This is a genomic window from Stenotrophomonas sp., assembly GCF_032066555.1.
Taxonomy (GTDB): domain Bacteria; phylum Pseudomonadota; class Gammaproteobacteria; order Xanthomonadales; family Xanthomonadaceae; genus Stenotrophomonas.
In genome coordinates this window covers 1-16410 of sequence record NZ_DAMBKV010000013.1, presented here as the reverse complement: position 1 = coordinate 16410, position 16410 = coordinate 1, and the positions used below count along the sequence as shown (strand labels likewise).

General features: G+C 63.6%; 11 protein-coding genes. 10 read left to right on the top strand and 1 reads right to left on the bottom strand.

Annotation, left to right across the window (positions count from 1 at the left end; genetic code table 11):
- Positions 1-30: 30 nt before the first annotated feature.
- The 3 genes from RT131_RS14365 (at position 31) to RT131_RS14355 (ending at position 4682) form a co-directional block, all read left to right on the top strand.
- Positions 31-2190, top strand: coding sequence for a bifunctional (p)ppGpp synthetase/guanosine-3',5'-bis(diphosphate) 3'-pyrophosphohydrolase (locus tag RT131_RS14365; RefSeq protein ID WP_313173484.1), 2160 nt, complete (start codon positions 31-33; stop codon positions 2188-2190).
- A gap of 790 nt (positions 2191-2980) precedes the next feature.
- Positions 2981-3613: a heme-binding beta-barrel domain-containing protein gene (locus RT131_RS14360; protein WP_313173483.1), complete on the top strand. Its 633-nt coding sequence runs from the start codon at positions 2981-2983 to the stop codon at positions 3611-3613.
- A 685-nt stretch (positions 3614-4298) separates the two neighbouring features.
- Complete coding sequence (locus RT131_RS14355) at positions 4299-4682, top strand: RidA family protein (protein WP_057629049.1); 384 nt, start codon at positions 4299-4301, stop codon at positions 4680-4682.
- A 58-nt stretch (positions 4683-4740) separates the two neighbouring features.
- On the opposite strand, the gene RT131_RS14350 is transcribed toward RT131_RS14355, so the two are convergent.
- Positions 4741-5778, bottom strand: a complete 1038-nt coding sequence (locus RT131_RS14350; protein ID WP_313173482.1) for an AraC family transcriptional regulator — start codon at positions 5776-5778, stop codon at positions 4741-4743.
- A 117-nt stretch (positions 5779-5895) separates the two neighbouring features.
- On the opposite strand from RT131_RS14350, the gene RT131_RS14345 reads away from it, so the two are divergent.
- The 7 genes from RT131_RS14345 to RT131_RS14315 all read left to right on the top strand — a co-directional run bounded on the left by RT131_RS14345 (position 5896) and on the right by RT131_RS14315 (position 16077).
- Positions 5896-7131: a parallel beta-helix domain-containing protein gene (locus RT131_RS14345; protein WP_313173481.1), complete on the top strand. Its 1236-nt coding sequence runs from the start codon at positions 5896-5898 to the stop codon at positions 7129-7131.
- A gap of 9 nt (positions 7132-7140) precedes the next feature.
- Complete coding sequence (locus RT131_RS14340; protein ID WP_313173480.1) at positions 7141-8328, top strand: SO2930 family diheme c-type cytochrome; 1188 nt, start codon at positions 7141-7143, stop codon at positions 8326-8328.
- A 36-nt stretch (positions 8329-8364) separates the two neighbouring features.
- Positions 8365-10815 carry a TonB-dependent receptor gene (locus RT131_RS14335; RefSeq protein WP_313173479.1) on the top strand — a complete coding sequence of 817 codons (2451 nt, stop codon included), beginning with the start codon at positions 8365-8367 and terminating at the stop codon, positions 10813-10815.
- 239 nt (positions 10816-11054) lie between these two features.
- On the top strand, positions 11055-13184 hold the full coding sequence (gene recG, locus RT131_RS14330) for an ATP-dependent DNA helicase RecG (RefSeq protein ID WP_313173478.1): 2130 nt from the start codon (positions 11055-11057) through the stop codon (positions 13182-13184).
- Between the two features lie 65 nt (positions 13185-13249).
- Entirely contained in the window at positions 13250-14185 is a 936-nt protein-coding gene (locus RT131_RS14325; RefSeq protein ID WP_313173477.1) for a nucleoside hydrolase, read from the top strand.
- A gap of 96 nt (positions 14186-14281) precedes the next feature.
- A complete protein-coding gene (locus RT131_RS14320; protein WP_056931181.1) occupies positions 14282-14524 on the top strand; it encodes a type B 50S ribosomal protein L31 in 243 nt (80 codons plus the stop codon).
- A 278-nt stretch (positions 14525-14802) separates the two neighbouring features.
- The gene (locus RT131_RS14315; protein WP_293706415.1) at positions 14803-16077 is read left to right on the top strand and encodes a citrate synthase; all 1275 of its coding nucleotides are present in this window, start codon (positions 14803-14805) and stop codon (positions 16075-16077) included.
- Positions 16078-16410 lie beyond the last annotated feature (333 nt).

Below are 16410 nucleotides of genomic sequence, written 5' to 3'. Positions count from 1 at the left end.
GTGGAACGCCTGCTGGCATAGTCTTCTGACATGAACCCAGGCCCTTCCGCCCAGGTAGCCACGCCCGCGGGCGGGGTGATACCTGACTATGTACTGCAACTCGAGCGCGCAGCCAGCTATCTCCCCACCGAGCAGCTGCCGCTGCTGCGTCGTGCCTGGGAAGTGGGCGCCGCCGCGCACGCCGGCCAGACCCGCAAATCCGGCGAGCCCTACATCACCCATCCGGTGGCCGTGGCGCGCATCCTGGCCGAGCTCGGCCTGGATGTTGAAACCCTGATCGCAGCCATCCTGCACGACACCATCGAAGACACCCCGCTCACCGGCGAAGAGCTGGCCGCCGAGTTCGGCCAGGCTGTGGCCGACCTGGTCGAGGGCGTCACCAAGCTGGACAAGCTCAAGTTCCGCGACCGCCAGGAAGCGGCAGCGGAGAGCTTCCGCAAGATGCTGCTGGCGATGTCGCGCGACCTGCGCGTGATCATGATCAAGCTGGCCGACCGCCTGCACAACATGCGTACCCTGGGTGCGCAGAGTGCCGAGGCGCGGCGCCGCATCGCCACGGAAACGCTGGATATCTACGCGCCCATCGCCCAGCGCCTGGGCATGAACCTGATCAAGTCCGAGCTGCAGAACCTGGGCTTCCGCGCGCTGTACCCGTGGCGCCACGCCATTATCGAAAAACATATCCGCAGCCAGCCGGTGGTGCGCCGTGAGTCGATGGCGCAGGTGGAAGTGCAGCTGTCGCAGCGCCTGGCGCGCGAAGGACTGGAACACCGCCTGATCAGCCGCATCAAGACCCCCTGGAGCATCTACACCAAGATGCGCGAGGAGAACAAAAGCTTCGACCAGGTGATGGATGTGTTCGGCTTCCGCCTGGTGATGCGCAACGTGCCCAACTGCTACCACGCACTGGGCGGCGTGCATGCCGCGTTCAAGCCGCTGGATGGTCGCTTCCGTGACTTCATCGCCATTCCCAAGGCCAACGGTTACCAGTCGCTGCACACGGTGCTGTTCGGGCCGTATGGTTCGCCGATCGAGGTGCAGATCCGCACCGAGGAAATGGACCTGATCGCCGAGCGCGGTGTGGCCGCGCACTGGACCTACAAGTTCGGCGGCGACGGCCCGAACAGCGCGCAGAGCCGCGCGCATGCCTGGATCGTCGAGCTGATCGATTCGCAGCGCACGGCCGGTTCGTCGCTGGAGTTCCTGGACAACGTCAAGGTCGACCTGTTCCCGGACGAGGTCTATCTGTTCACGCCCAAGGGCAAGATCCTGGCGCTGCCGCGCAACTCCACCGCGCTGGACTTCGCCTATGCGGTGCATACCGACGTGGGCAACCGTGCGGTGGCCTCGCGGGTGGACAAGAAGCTGGTGCCGCTGCGCACGCGTCTGGTCAGTGGGCAGACGGTGGAGATCATCACCGCGCGCTCGGCCTCGCCCAAGCCGCAGTGGCTGGAATTCGTGGTCAGCAGCAAGGCGCGCACGGCGATCCGTCACCAGCTCAAGCAGCTGGAGCACGAGGACGCGGTGCAGTTGGGCCACAGCATGCTGGACCGCGCGCTGGAGGCGATGGACAGCTCGATCGAGCGCTTGCCGAAGGGACGGCTCGATGCCTTCCTCACCGAACACCGCTACCCGCGCCTGGAAGCCTTCCTGGCCGATGTGGCGTTGGGCAACTGGATGCCGACCCAGGCCGCACAGGCGCTGATGTCCTATGCCGAGCTGCGCGCCAGTGGCGTCGCCCATCGCGCCCAGGAGAAGATCCTGATCAATGGCAGCGAACGTGGCGTGGTCAGCTTCGCCAACTGTTGCCAGCCGATTCCGGGCGACGACATCATGGGCTACCACACCGCCGGCAAGGGCATCGTCGTACATCGACTGGATTGCCCGAACCTGGCCGAGCTGCGCAAGACCCCGGATCGCTGGGTGCCGATTGGCTGGGATACCAATGTGGTCGGCGATTACGACACCGCGCTGGTGGTCGAGGTGGAGAACGGCACCGGCGTGCTGGCGCAGCTGGCTGCCGCCATTGCCCATAGCCATTCCAACATCGAGCGGGTGGATTACCTGGACCGGGATTTCAACGCAGCGGTGCTGTGCTTCAACATCCAGGTCCGCGACCGTAATCACCTGGCCGAAGTCATGCGCCGCCTGCGCCGGCTGCAGGTAGTCCAGTCCGTTCGCCGCCAATAACGGTAGTGCCGAGCCATGCTCGGCAGAGACCCCCAATGTAGTGCCGAGCCATGCTCGGCAGAGACCCCCCAATGTAGTGCCGAGCCATGCTCGGCAGGGGCGTCATCGGCAATTTGTAGCAGCGGCGTAAGCTGTGAAGCTGGCGCAGCAGAAATCGCCGGACTGCCTGCAATCTGGTGAGCCACCTGCATCGCGGCTGAAGCCGCTCCCACGAATCCACAGCTTGCTGTTCGGTAGAGCCCCAGCCGAGCATGGCTCGGCGCTACCTGTATTCCGCTATCCACACAGACTGTGTCCTGCTGCCTACACAAGCTGTGGATAAGGCCGCGCAGCCCTTGCGCTGCAAGCTTCTGCAAAACATGGTGATTTTTTGTCCACGACCTGTGGATGGATCAACTGTAGTGCCGAGCCATGCTCGGCAGGGGCCTTGCCGATATAGCAGCGGCAACTGTGGGAGCTGCGTCAGCCGCGAAGCTGGCAGCGCTGGAACAACCGGGCTGCCTGCAATCGGATGGACCACTTGCTTCGCGGCTTACGCCACTCCCACAAAACCCACAGCTGGTTGTTCGGTAACGCCCCAGCCGAGCATGGCGCGGCGCTACCTGTATTCGACTATCCACACAGCTTGTGTCCTGCTAGCTACACAAGTTGTGGATAACAGCGCGCAGCCCTTGTACTACGGGCCTCTGCAAAACATGGTGATATTTTGTCCATCACTTGTGGACAGGTGGAGGTGAGCCCGCGGCGTGTTCTGCGTACCATTGCCGGGATCCTCACCAGGCTGTACCTCATGACGACGTTCCCGGAAGACATCTATACCGAACCCACTGCCGATACCAATACGCTGGCCAACCTCGGGCCACTGGCGCCGATGGCCGGTGTCTGGATCGGCGAGCGCGGCATGGACGTCAATCCCAAGGCCGATGGCCCCGAGCGGCAGGCCTTTATCGAACATGTCGAACTGCAGCCGATCGACGCACAGCCCAATGGCCCGCAGTTGTTCTATGGCCTGCGTTACCACACCCGCATCCACAAACCGGGCGAAGTGGAGACTTTCCATGACCAGGTCGGTTATTGGTTGTGGGAGCCGGCGACCGGCACGGTGATCCAGACGCTGACCATCCCGCGCGGGCAGACCGCGATGGCGGTGGGCAGGGCCGCACCCGATGCGAAATGCTTCCGCCTGCGTGCCGAGCGTGGCTCGACGGTCAATGGCATCAGCTCCAATCCGTTCCTGGAACATGCGTTCCGGACCGAGAGCTACGAGATCGAAGTCACCATCAATGACGATGGCACCTGGTCGTATGAACAGGAAACGATGCTGGTCATTCCCGATCGCAGCGAGCCGTTCGCGCATACCGACCGCAATACGCTGCGCCGGATCGGCGAGCCAACGCCCAACCCGACCGCACAGGCAGTGTAGTGCCGAGCCATGCTCGGCAGGGGCTCTACCGATAGGGTATGAGGCACTCGTGGGAGCGGCGTCAGCCGCGAAACTGGTGTCAATAAGTCGAGCAGGCATGCTGGCTAGCCGGATGGATCATCTGCTTCGCGGCTGACGCCGCTCCTACAGACCCGCGTTGGATTGCCAGCCGCGCTATCCACACAGACTGTGTCCTGGTACATACACAAGCTGTGGATAAGGCTGCGCAGCCCTTGCGCGGTGGATCTCTGCAAAACGTGGTGATATTTTGTCCACGACCTGTGGATGACTAAACCGTAGTGCCGAGCCATGCTCGGCAGGGGCCCTACCGACATAGCGGGGGGGCTTGTGGGAGCGGCGTCAGCCGCGAAACTGGCAGCAATGAATCGATGCTCATGTCTGCCAGTCGGATGGATCGGTAGCTTCGCGGCTGACGCCGCTCCCACAAGATCACATCGGGTTTGCGTGGAAAGCCGCAGCCGAGCATGGCTCGGCTCTACCTGCATGCGGCTATCCACACAGCTTGTGTCCTGTGATGCCTACAAGTTGTGGATAAGCCTCCATGGGCCTTGTGCGGCAAAGCTTTCGGATCGCTGATGATTTTTTGATCAATGCCAGCCTGGTCAGCCGCCCGCCAAGGTGGCAACGTTACAATGACCGACCTTTTTCCAGACTGGAGCTGTCCATGTCCCGCCAGATCATCAACACCGCCAACGCCCCGGCCGCCATCGGCCCGTACTCGCAGGCCGTGCGCGCCGGCAACACCGTGTACTTCTCCGGCCAGATCCCGCTGGACCCGGCCACCGGTGAGATCGTCGCCGGCGACGTCACCGCACAGGCCCGCCGCGCTTTCGACAACCTCAAGGCCGTGGCCGAGGAAGCCGGTGGCTCGCTGGACAAGATGGTGCGCCTGGGTCTGTACCTGACCGACCTGGGCGAGTTCGCCAAGGTCAATGCGGTCATGCAGGAATACTTCCAGGCCCCGTTCCCGGCCCGTTCGACCATCGAAGTGTCGGGCCTGCCGAAGGGCGCCGCGTTTGAAGTCGACGCGATCATGATCATCGACTGATCGATCATTGCCGTTGCGAGTGACCCCAGATGCCCGGCCAGTGCCGGGCATCTGCGTGTCAGCCCTGGTATTGGCGGGTCTCGCTGGGGGTGTGGCCAGTCCAACGCTTGAACGCGCGGCGGAACTCGCGCGCATCGTTGAAACCCAGCTGGTTGCCGACCGCTGCAATGCTCAGCTCCAGGTCCTGCAGCAGTTCCAGGGCCAGTTCGACGCGCAGGCGATCGTGCACCTCGCTGAAGCTGGTTTCCTCATCGGCGAGCTGCCGGCGCAGGGTACGCTCGCTCAGGTGCAGCGCCTGGGCGACATCACTCATCTGCGGATTGTCGCGCAGTCGTGTGCGCAACAAACGTTCCAGCACGGCCGTGGTTTCACCCCGCATCGACTGGGTTGCCAGCTGCGCACGGCATAGCGACAAGGCCTGCTGCGACGTCACCGGGTTGTAGCTGGCAAAAGGGAGCTGCATCCAGTGCCGCTCCACCACGATGGCATTGCGCGGCTGGTCGAAGCTGGGTTCGCAGCGGAACATGGTGCGATAGGCATCCAGCTTGGCAGGGGCGGAATAGCCCAGCTCCAGTCGCACCGGACTGAAGGCATCACCGGCCAGCTCGCGCCCGAGCATGAGGATGCTGGAGAACATCTCCTCACACAGGAAGGGCAGCAGGTCATGCGCCTGCTCCGGCGCCGTGGCGACGATGGACAGGGTTTCGGCGGCGCTTTCATCCAGTGTCAGGTCCATCAGGGGACCAAGGTTGCGCTGGTAGTCCAGACCGATTTTTACCGCATCGCCAAAGGTGCGTGCGGTCTTCATCGCCAGTCCCAGCAGGCCGAAGTTGCCTCCGTTCTGCGCGCCTCCCATGGCCAGCCCAGCGGCCTCGATAGGCAGGGTGGGCAGGGCACGGCGGATGACCTCATAGGCCTGTCGATAGGAAATGCGGGTGCGTGGGTCATTGAGCTGGTCGCTGCTCAGGTGCAGGCCAGACAGCCAATTTTCGGTATCCACGCCCAGTTGGCTGCCCAATAACAACAGGCCGCTGAGCATGTTGGTTGGCACGTTGGCCACGGCCAGTCGGTCGCTGCCTGGATTCCTGCGTTGCATTCAAGCCCCTCCAGCTTGTCCGCTTTGCCCCCCCAAGTATGCCGTTCTTGCCCTTCGCGTGAACACTGCCTGAAGGCCAGACTGCGCCCAACATCTGCCAGCGTATGGGAGCAAGTCATGCAGCGCAGCATTACCTGGGCGGTTTCCGCCAGCTTGGCCGTCATGGTCGTCGGCTGCCAGAAGCAGGCCGAACAGGCACCAAGCGTGGCTGCGGCCGACGGGGCATTCGCGGCCACGCTGCAGGAACGCCTGCTCGACGCCAAGCCTGGCGACGTGATCGACATCCCGGCCGGTCGGCACCAGTTCGAGCGCAGCCTGAGCCTGCGCGCCGACGGCGTCACCATCCGTGGTGCCGGCATGGACCAGACCGTGCTCAGCTTCAAGGGGCAGAAGGCCGGTGCGGAAGGGCTGCTGGTCAACGGCGACAACTTCACCATTGAGAACCTCACCATCGAGGACTCCAAGGGCGACGGGCTGAAGATCAGCGAGTCGGAGAACATCACCATCCGTGGCGTAAAGGTGCAGTGGACCGGCGGCCCCAGTACCAAAAATGGCGCCTATGGCATCTACCCGGTGCTGACAAAAAATGTGCTGATCGAGAACACCATTTCCATCGGCGCCTCCGATGCCGGCATCTATGTTGGCCAGTCCGACGGAGTGATCGTGCGCAACAGCCGCGCCGAGCAGAACGTTGCCGGCATCGAGGTCGAGAACACCCGCAACGCTGATGTGTATGACAACGTCGCCACTGGCAACACCGGCGGCATCCTGGTGTTCAACATGCCGGGCCTGTCGCAGCAGGGCGCCAACATCCGCGTGTTCAACAACAAGGTCATCGCCAACAACCACGAGAACTTCGGTGCCAAGGGTACGCCAGTGGCCAGCGTGCCGGCCGGCTCGGGCATCGTCATCAATTCCAACGATGACATCGAGGTGTTTGACAACGAAGTGCGCGACAACGCCACCACCAACATCATCGTCTCCAGCGTGTATTCCACCGGTTACAAGGACAGCAGCGCCTCGCCCAATTTCGATCCATACCCGGAACGCATCTACATTCACAACAACACCTTGTCCGGCGGCGGTGACTCACCCGACGGGCTGGACCTGAAGGCCTTGAAGGTGGCGATGTATGGCCTGACCGGCAACTTCCCGGACGTGCTTTGGGATGGTTATTACAACAAGGAGCGGGTGGTGGACGGGGTCAAGATGGGCCCGCAGATCTGCCTGCGCAACGTCAGTGGCGTGATCAACGCCGATGGTCCTGGCGGTTACAAGAACCCAAGCAAGGATGCCAAGCCATTTGAATGCGACCTGCCGCGCTTGCCGGCCATCGATCTGAAGCGTGGTTGAGGCTTGGGCATGCGCAATCTGATGGTGCGGGTGATCGCGCTGGTCGGCGCCTTGCTGATGCTTGTTGGCTGCGGCAAACCGGCTGCGGTGCATTTCTTCGAGCAGGGCCAGCCGGCGACGTTGGATGAATGGCATGTGCTGCGCATCCGCGATGGCAGGCTTTCGCTTAATGACGGCGTGGTGCCGTATGACCTGAACACACCGCTGTTCAGTGATTACGCGCACAAGCTGCGCACGGTCTGGATGCCGAAGGGTCAGGCCGCCGGCTACCAGCCCGAACACGCCTTCGATTTTCCGGTGGGCACCATTCTCAGCAAGACCTTCTACTACCCGCTGCCGGCGAGCGGTGCAGCTGATGGGAGGTCGGTGGCACGCACGCCACCGTCGCAATCGTCATTGCACGAAGAGAGCCTGGATCTGTCCAAGGTGCGGCTGATCGAAACCCGGCTGCTGGTCCATCGCAAGGAAGGCTGGGTAGCCTTGCCTTACGTCTGGAATCAAGAACAGACCAAGGCGACCTTGCAACGCACCGGAGCCAGCGTGGATCTGGAACTGGTTGCCGCAGACGGCTCGCGTGAAGCGCTTGCGTACCAGGTGCCGGACCAGAACCAGTGCGGCGGTTGCCATATCACCGACAACCGTTCGCGCAAGCTGTTGCCGATCGGCCCCAAGGCACGCAACCTCAATCGCGATTTTGACTACCTCAGCGGCCACGACAACCAGCTCGCGCATCTGGTCAAAGTCGGCTATCTGAAAGACCTGCCTGCACCGGCTCAGCTGCCACGCGCGGCCGATGCCACTGATCCCGCCGCGCCGCTGGATGCGCGCGCACGCGCCTATCTGGACGTGAACTGTGGCCATTGCCATAGCCGCACCGGCCCGGCCATCACCTCCGGCCTGTGGCTGGATGCGTCTACCCAGGATCACCTGAAGCTGGGCATGTGCAAGCAACCCATCGCCGCGGGCAAGGGCACTGGCAATCGTCGCTATGACATCCAGCCCGGTGATGCCGATGCCTCGATCATCGCCTACCGCATGGACAGCGATGATCCGGCGGTGATGATGCCCGAGGTTGGGCGGGCGGTGGTGCACAGCGAAGGCGTGACCCTGATCCGGGAATGGATCAACGCGCTGGAAACAAACTGCGACACGGCTGGCGAAGGCCAGCCCGGCAACACGGGCCCGCCGGCGGTCTGACGCCGGCATACACCTCACTGCGTGGGAGAGAACGCGATGCGAGTGAAGCAACGGAATCTGGTAGTCGGACTGCAGCGGGCCATGGCCGGGCTGATGGTGGTGGGGGCAGTTGCCCCGGCAATGGCACAGTCGGCGACGGAGGATGCTGCCACCACGCTTGATCGCATCACCGTCACCGCGCAGAGCCGGCAGCAGGAAATACAGGATGTACCAATCGCACTGCAGGTAGTCGATCAGAACCTGCTCAACGACGTGGCCGCCGAGAATCTTGGCGACATCGATTCGCTGGTGCCGGGATTGGTGATCAGCGCGGTGCAGCCGACCCAGCCCTCGTTCCGGCTGCGCGGCGTCGAGACCGACGACTTCGGCATTGGTACCGATCCGGCGGTAGGCATCTTCGTTGACGGCGTCTACGGCGGGCGAGGTGGCGGCGTGCTGCTGCCCTTCGTCGATGTGGAACGTATCGAAGTGCTGAAGGGGCCGCAGGGCACCTTGTTCGGCCGCAATACCGCCGCCGGCGCGATCTCGCTGGTGACCCGGCGCCCACAGGCTGAGACCGAGGCGCGCGCCACCATGCGCGTAGGCAACTACGGCAAGAAGTACGCCGATGCAATGTGGAACATCCCGACCGGCGACAACTCCGCACTGCGCTTCAATGCATTGATCAACACCAGCGATGGCTGGTTCCAGGACGGCGCCACCGGCAAGGACCTGGGCGGCGAGAACGTCTGGGCCACGCGCGCGGCCTGGCAAAGCCGATTCGGTGACAACACCACCGCCTACATCACCTGGGACCACGAAAGCCTGGACCAGAACGGCCGGGTCACCACCGGCATCGTGCCGCTGCCGGCCTATCCGGCGCGCCCGCCAGTACCGGTGGACCCGGATGACTATCTGGACCCGCGCAAGATCAAGACCTATAGCGATGCCGACAATGCCGAATGGCGCACCTTCGATGGCGTCAGCCTGATCGTCGACCACGCACTGTCCTGGGGCAATTTCACTTCCACCAGCTCGTGGCGCAAATACGACTCCACCAACCACACCGAGGAGGACGGCACCAACCGTTTCGACCTGTACGTGGATTCGGTCAATACCGAGAACAACGAGACGTTCTACCAGGAGTTCAAGTTCTCGGGCAGCAACGAACGCTTCGACTGGGTGGCCGGCGTCAGCTATTTCGACGAGGACGCGCGCCAGACCAGTGAGGTCAACACCAATACCGAGGCGGTGGACAACATAATCCGCAACATGGGGGTGGCCTATCAGCTGGGCATTCCCGATGGCAGCCTGTTCAACTTCACCTCGATGCTGGCGCAGATGAACGGCATTCCGATTTCGCTGGTTGGCGAGAAGTGGAACGAGCGCTTCAACAACACGCTGGGTACCACGTCCTATGCTGCTTTCGGTGACGTGATCTGGAAGGCCACCGATCGCCTCAACCTGACCTTCGGCTTGCGTTACACCCGCGACGAGAAGGATTTCACCTGGCTCAATACGCCGCGCAATGCGCCCGGTCTGGAGGCCAAGCTCGGTACCTTGGAAGCGCTGGGCTTCTTCCAGGCGCTGGCGGGCATGGGCATTCCGATCACCCGCGAGCTGCTGACCTTCGACATGGCCTTCATCGACCCGCCGGCCATGGTCAACAAGGGCAAGCTGGTGCGCGACAAGAAGAGCTGGAGTGACTGGAGCCCGCGCTTCGTCGTCGACTACCACCTCAACGACGACACCATGGTGTTCGGCTCGCTGGCCAAGGGCTACAAGGCCGGTGGCTTCAATGCGCTGCAGATCGGTCCGGCGTTCGAGAACGAGGATGTATGGAACCTGGAAGTCGGCCTGAAGCAGAGCTTCGACCGCTTCTCCTACAACGTATCTGTCTTCCACTACCAGTACGACAACCGCCAGGCGATCCGCCTGATCGATCCGGATCCGAACAACCCGGTCGACATCCCGGTCTACGTGTTCGACACCAGCGATCTGGAAGCGACCGGCGTTGACTTCGATATGCGCTGGAAGGTTACCGACGGACTGACCCTGGATGCAGCCGCCGAGTGGATAGATTCCAAATACAAGAACTACGTGACACCGGAAGGTGTGGATCTGGACGGGGCACCGACCGGCGAGCCGCGCTTCACCGCCTCGGCGGGTGCGGTCTACGTCGCTGACCTTGGTGGCAATGGCCAGCTGCGCTTCTCGCTGCGCCACGCTTACCGCGGCGCCCAGCGCTGCAACGCAGGTTCCGACCTGCAGGGTGACTGCGGCATCAGCAAGGTGCTCAACATTGGCGAATCACAGCAGCGCACGGATGTCCGGGTCGGTTGGACCTCACCGCTGAAGCACTGGAACTGGGCGGTGTATGCCAACAACGTGTTCGACAAGCAGTACGTCCGTGGCCTCAACACCTATGGGCACGATCCCCTGGGCGTAGTCGGCGCAACCATCACCGACCCACGCACGTACGGCCTGGAAATGACCGTGAAGTTCTAACGCTTGAAGCCCCTCTCCCTGCAGGAGAGGGGCTGGGGTGAGGGGAGTTCCGCGGAGCTGAGCCACGCTCGGCTGAGGCGCTACCGGGAAAGCCCCTGCCGAGCATGGCTCAGCTCCGCGAATTGCTTGAAGGCGCCAATCGACAAAGCAGCAGTGAAGCAACACTTGGGGAGTAGGAAACCCCGGCGTCCAAGCTCGCCGGGGTTTCTGTTTGCGTCACATGACGGCATCCTTATGCCATGTCTGCACGCCGTGACCTCGCCACCCTCGATCTTTCCACCGAACCACTGAGCCGCCTGGCCGGGGTCGGGCCACGGGTGGCGGCCAAGCTGGAAGCACGCGGCCTGAGCACCTTGCAGGACCTCTGGCTGCACCTGCCGTTGCGCTACGAGGACCGCACCACGCTGCTGCCCATCCGCGCCCTGAAGGCCGGTATGGCCGCGCAGGTGGAGGGCAGGGTGGAGGCCGTGGAACGTGGATTCCGCTACCGGCCGGTGCTGCGGGTGGCAATCAGCGACGAGTCCGGTGCCACCCTGGTACTGCGCTTCTTCCATTTCCGCGCCGCGCAGGTGTCGCAGTTCGCGGTAGGCCGGCGTCTGCGCGCCTATGGCACGCCGCGCGCGGGTCAGAATGGGCTGGAGATCGTGCATCCCAGTTATCACCTGCTTGGCGACGGCGAAGATGCCGCGCTGGGCGCGGTGTTGGACCCGGTGTACCCGGCAGTGGAGGGCATTGGCCCGGCCAGCCTGCGCAAATTGATCGGCCAGGCACTGGATCGCCTGCCTGATGCCGCGGCATTGGAATTGCTGCCGCCGGCCATGCTTGCCGGCATGGGTCTGCCGTCGTTGCGCGAGGCGATGCTGACCATGCACCGGCCACCCGCCGACGCCGATATAGGTGCCCTGGGTGCGGGCACGCATCCGGCGCAGCGGCGCTTGGCGATGGAAGAGCTGCTGGCCCACCACCTCAGCCTGCGCCGCCAGCGCATCGCCCTGCAGCAGCACCGTGCGCCGTCATTGCGCGGCCAGGATGGCTTGGTCAAAGCGCTGCGCGAGGCCTTGCCGTTCAGACTGACCGGCGCACAGCAGCGCGTGTTCGACGAAATCCGCAAGGATCTGGCCCGCGCCCATCCGATGCTGCGGCTGGTGCAGGGCGACGTGGGTTCCGGCAAGACCGTGGTCGCCGCCCTGGCCGCGATGCTGGCAGTGGAACGCGGCAAGCAGGTGGCGTTGGCTGCGCCCACCGAACTGCTGGCCGAGCAGCATCTGACCAACCTGCGCGCATGGCTCGAGCCCTTGGGTGTCCGCGTTGCCTGGCTGGCCGGCAAGGTCACCGGCAAGGCCCGCGCCAAGGTGCTGGAAGATGTAGCCAGCGGCCATGCGCAGGTAGTGGTCGGTACCCACGCACTGATGCAGGACAACGTGGTGTTCAACGATCTGGCGCTGGCCATCGTCGACGAGCAGCACCGCTTCGGCGTGCACCAGCGGCTTGCGCTGCGTGACAAGGGCGCCACGGCCGGGGTGGTGCCGCACCAGCTGGTGATGACCGCCACGCCAATCCCGCGCACGCTGGCGATGGCGGCGTATTCGGATCTGGATGTGTCCGCCATCGACGAACTGCCGCCCGGTCGCACGCCGGTGCAGACCATCGCCATCAGCGCCGAGCGGCGCCCGGAACTGGTCGAGCGCATCCGCATCGCCTGTCAACAGGGTCGGCAGGTGTACTGGGTGTGCACACTGATCGAGGAAACCGAGGAAGGCGCGGGCCCGGGCAACGCCCGCATGGATGCGCAGGCCGCGCAGACCACCTACGAAGCCTTGTCGGCCCAGTTGCCGGAACTGCGCATCGGGCTGGTGCACGGGCGCATGAAGGCGGCCGAGAAGCAGGCGGCAATGCGTGCCTTCAAGCAGGCGGAGACGGATCTGCTGGTCGCCACCACCGTGATCGAAGTCGGTGTCGACGTGCCCAATGCCTCGCTGATGATCATCGAGAATGCCGAACGCCTGGGCCTGGCGCAGCTGCACCAGTTGCGCGGACGCGTAGGGCGCGGAGCCACCGCATCGAGCTGCGTGCTGATGTACCAGGCGCCACTGTCGGCAATGGCGCGGGAGCGCCTGGAAACCATGCGGCTCACCTCAGATGGCTTTCTGATCGCGGAAAAGGACCTGGAACTGCGTGGTCCCGGCGAACTGCTGGGTACGCGGCAGACCGGTTTGGCTACTTTCCGCGTGGCCGATCTGGCCCGCGATGCCGGCCTGCTGCCGACCGTGCACGATCTTGCCGAACGCCTGCTCAATGACGCGCCGGCGCTGGCCGACCGCATCGTCAACCGTTGGATTGGCGGTGCGGTGCGCTACGCAGCGGCCTGATTGCGTGCTTCCACTGTCATGGAGGCCGTGACAGACTCCATGGCCAACCAGAAGTGAAGCAGAAGATGAGCAAGAAGATACCGTTGCTGATTGATACTGATCCGGGCGTGGACGATGCGCTGGCACTGCTGATGGCCTTTGCCGACGAGCGCCACGAGGTGGTCGCGTTGACGGTGGCGGCGGGCAATGTCGGCCTTGAATACACCGTGCGCAACGCGCTGAAACTGTGCGAGGTCGCCGGCCGCGAAGACGTGCCGGTATTCGCCGGCACCGCCGACCCGTTGGTGTATCCGGCCGAGGATGCCGCGCACGTGCATGGCCGCGACGGCTTTGGTGATGTGGATCTGCCGTTGGCCGCGCGCAAGGTGGAAGCCGAGCACGCCGCGTTGGCGATCCTGCGCCTGTCGCACCAATATGCAGGCGAATTGCTGCTGGTCGCGCTGGGCCCACTGACCAATATCGCGCTGGCGCTGAAGCTGGACCCCAGTCTGCCGCAGCGCGTGAAGCGCTTCGTGGTGATGGGCGGCGCGATCACCGGCCACGGCAACATCACCCCGGCCGCCGAGTTCAATATCGCCTTCGATCCGGAAGCGGCGCATATCGTTTTCACCGCGTTCCCGTTCATCGAAGTCGCCGATTGGGAGGCCACCATCGCCCATGGCTTGATGCATCGCGATGTCGAGCAATGGTTGGCCGCCGATACCGAGAAGGCACGCTTCTACGAGCTGATTTCACGCCAGACCCGGTTGTGGTCGGAAGACAGTCGCGGCGAGCGCTGGTACGCCGCCGATGCGCTGGCGATGGCCTGGGCATTGCAGCCGGAGGGGGGCACCGTGGTTGAACAGCGGCCGCTGTCGATCGAGTTGACCGGCGCCCGCACCCGTGGCGCCACCATCGTCGACTGGAACCGCCAGACCGGCGTGGCGGACAATACGGCCTTGTTGATCGGTTACGATCAGGCCCGTTTCGAGGCCCAGGTCCGGCGGGCGCTGGGCCAATAGGCGCCGGCCCAGCGGTTCAGTGAGCGCGACTTGCCTATCGTGGCGGGTCGTGCTTATAATGGCCGTCTTGACCACCAGCCCACACGGTGCGAGCCCATGAAGGCCGATATCCATCCCGATTACCACAACGTCGTTTTCCACGACGTGACCTCCGACTTCAAGTTCCTGACCCGTTCGACCATGTCCTCCAAGGAAACGGTCAAGTGGGAAGACGGCGAAGAATACCCGCTGATCAAGGTTGAAATTTCCTCGGCTTCGCACCCGTTCTACACGGGCAAGCACAAGGTTATCGACACCAGCGGCCGCATCGACAAGTTCCAGAAGCGCTACGCGCGCTAATCGAACTGTTGTTGCTGGACAAACAACGGCCGCGCTTTGCGCGGCCGTTGTTTTGTCTTGTCTGTCGTACGGCTGAACCCTTGCAGAATCGGGCGGTTGTGCGCATGCGACGCTGTGTCGCGGCGAAACTGCGCCTATAAGACTTTTGTCTTCGCAATCTGCAAATGCTGCTGTGCGATAATCGTCGGAACCGCAGTGGAAAACTGCGGAATTCCTTCACGCGCCTGCCCGTACCCCATTCGTCAGGACAGGCGCCTTCCACTTGAGGAGCGCACACTGTGTCCGATCTTGATCAGGTCACGCTCAACGCCGGCGACAAGTCGGTCGTTCTGCCTGTCGTCAAACCCGTACTGGGCAATAACTGTGTCGATATCTCGAAGCTGACCAAGGAAACCGGTCTCTTCACCTACGACTCGGGCTACACCGCCACCGCCAGCTGCAAGTCGGCCATCACCTACATCGACGGTGACAAGGGCGTGCTGCTGTACCGCGGCTATCCGATCGAGCAGCTGGCCGAGAAGTCCAGCTTCGTCGAAGTGGCCTACCTGCTGATCAATGGCGAGCGTCCGGACGCCGGCCAGCTCAAGGCCTTCGAAGCCGAACTGAGCGCCGAAGCCGGCGTCGACGATTCGATCAACACGCTGATCGGCAGCTTCGCCAAGGACGCCCACCCGATGGCGATCCTGGCTGCCTCGATCGCGCAGCTGTCGGCCAAGTACCACGCCTCGCTGGACCTGGACGACGCCGAGCAGCGCCGCCAGGCTGCCGTGCGCCTGATCGCCAAGGTGCCGACCCTGTCGGCGCTGATCTACCGCCATGGCAAGGGCCTGCCGGCCAACAAGCCGGACACCTCGCTGGATTACGTCAGCCGCTTCCTGAAGCAGACCTTCGAGTCGGCCGACGGCAAGTACGATCTGAACAAGGACGTGGTCAAGGCGCTGGATCTGCTGTTCATCCTGCACGCCGACCATGAGCAGAACGCCTCGACCTCGACCGTGCGTCTGGTCGGTTCCACCGGCGCCAACCCGTATGCATCGGTCGCCGCTGGCGTCACCGCGCTGTGGGGCCCGGCACACGGCGGCGCCAACGAAGCCGTGCTGAAGATGCTGGAAGAGATCGGTTCGGCCGACAACGTCGAATCGGCCGTGGTCAAGGCCAAGGACAAGACCTCGGGCTTCCGCCTGATGGGCTTCGGCCACCGCGTGTACAAGAACTTCGACCCGCGCGCCAAGGTGATCGGCGAGATGACCAAGCAGGTGCTGGGTCAGCTGGGCGTGCAGGATCCGCTGCTGGACGTGGCCATCAAGCTGGAACAGGCCGCGCTGCAGGACGAGTACTTCGTTGCCCGCAAGCTGTACCCGAACGTCGACTTCTACAGCGGCATCATCTACAAGGCGCTGAACATCCCGACCGAGATGTTCACGGTCATGTTCGCGCTGGGCCGCACGGCTGGCTGGGTGTCGCATTGGCTGGAACAGCAGGTCGACCCGGAAATGAAGATCGGCCGTCCGCGCCAGGTCTACACCGGCCACGACGTGCGCGACTACAAGTAATGGCCGTGGCGCAGCGATGCGCCGCTTCCATTACGGCAAAAACCCCGCCTTGGCGGGGTTTTTTTGTGCGCCACTCCCACAGGCGCGGAGATGCCTGGTAGTGCCGAGCCATGCTCGGCAGGAGCTTCGCAGGTAAAGCCTCTGCCGAGCATGGCTCGGCACTACGCTCCCTCCCTTTGCCGCAGGCAAGGGGAGGGTTGGGGAGGGGCCGCTTCTGCGGCTTTTCGCGCATTGCCAGCGTCGCGGCTTACGCCGCTCCCACAAACGCAGAGAGATGTCCGGTAGTGCCGAGCCATGCTCGGCAGGGAGGCTATGCCGGGAAAGCCTCTGCCG

What these genes read in the sequence shown, in the direction of transcription:
- RT131_RS14360 (WP_313173483.1), top strand. Translation starts at nt 2,981, where the DNA reads ATGACGACGTTCCCGGAAGACATCTATACCGAACCCACTGCCGATACC.
- RT131_RS14355 (WP_057629049.1), top strand. Translation starts at nt 4,299, where the DNA reads ATGTCCCGCCAGATCATCAACACCGCCAACGCCCCGGCCGCCATCGGC.
- RT131_RS14350 (WP_313173482.1), bottom strand. Translation starts at nt 5,778, where the DNA reads ATGCAACGCAGGAATCCAGGCAGCGACCGACTGGCCGTGGCCAACGTG.
- recG (WP_313173478.1), top strand. Translation starts at nt 11,055, where the DNA reads ATGTCTGCACGCCGTGACCTCGCCACCCTCGATCTTTCCACCGAACCA.
- RT131_RS14335 (WP_313173479.1), top strand. Translation starts at nt 8,365, where the DNA reads ATGCGAGTGAAGCAACGGAATCTGGTAGTCGGACTGCAGCGGGCCATG.
- RT131_RS14365 (WP_313173484.1), top strand. Translation starts at nt 31, where the DNA reads ATGAACCCAGGCCCTTCCGCCCAGGTAGCCACGCCCGCGGGCGGGGTG.
- RT131_RS14340 (WP_313173480.1), top strand. Translation starts at nt 7,141, where the DNA reads ATGCGCAATCTGATGGTGCGGGTGATCGCGCTGGTCGGCGCCTTGCTG.
- RT131_RS14320 (WP_056931181.1), top strand. Translation starts at nt 14,282, where the DNA reads ATGAAGGCCGATATCCATCCCGATTACCACAACGTCGTTTTCCACGAC.
- RT131_RS14325 (WP_313173477.1), top strand. Translation starts at nt 13,250, where the DNA reads ATGAGCAAGAAGATACCGTTGCTGATTGATACTGATCCGGGCGTGGAC.
- RT131_RS14345 (WP_313173481.1), top strand. Translation starts at nt 5,896, where the DNA reads ATGCAGCGCAGCATTACCTGGGCGGTTTCCGCCAGCTTGGCCGTCATG.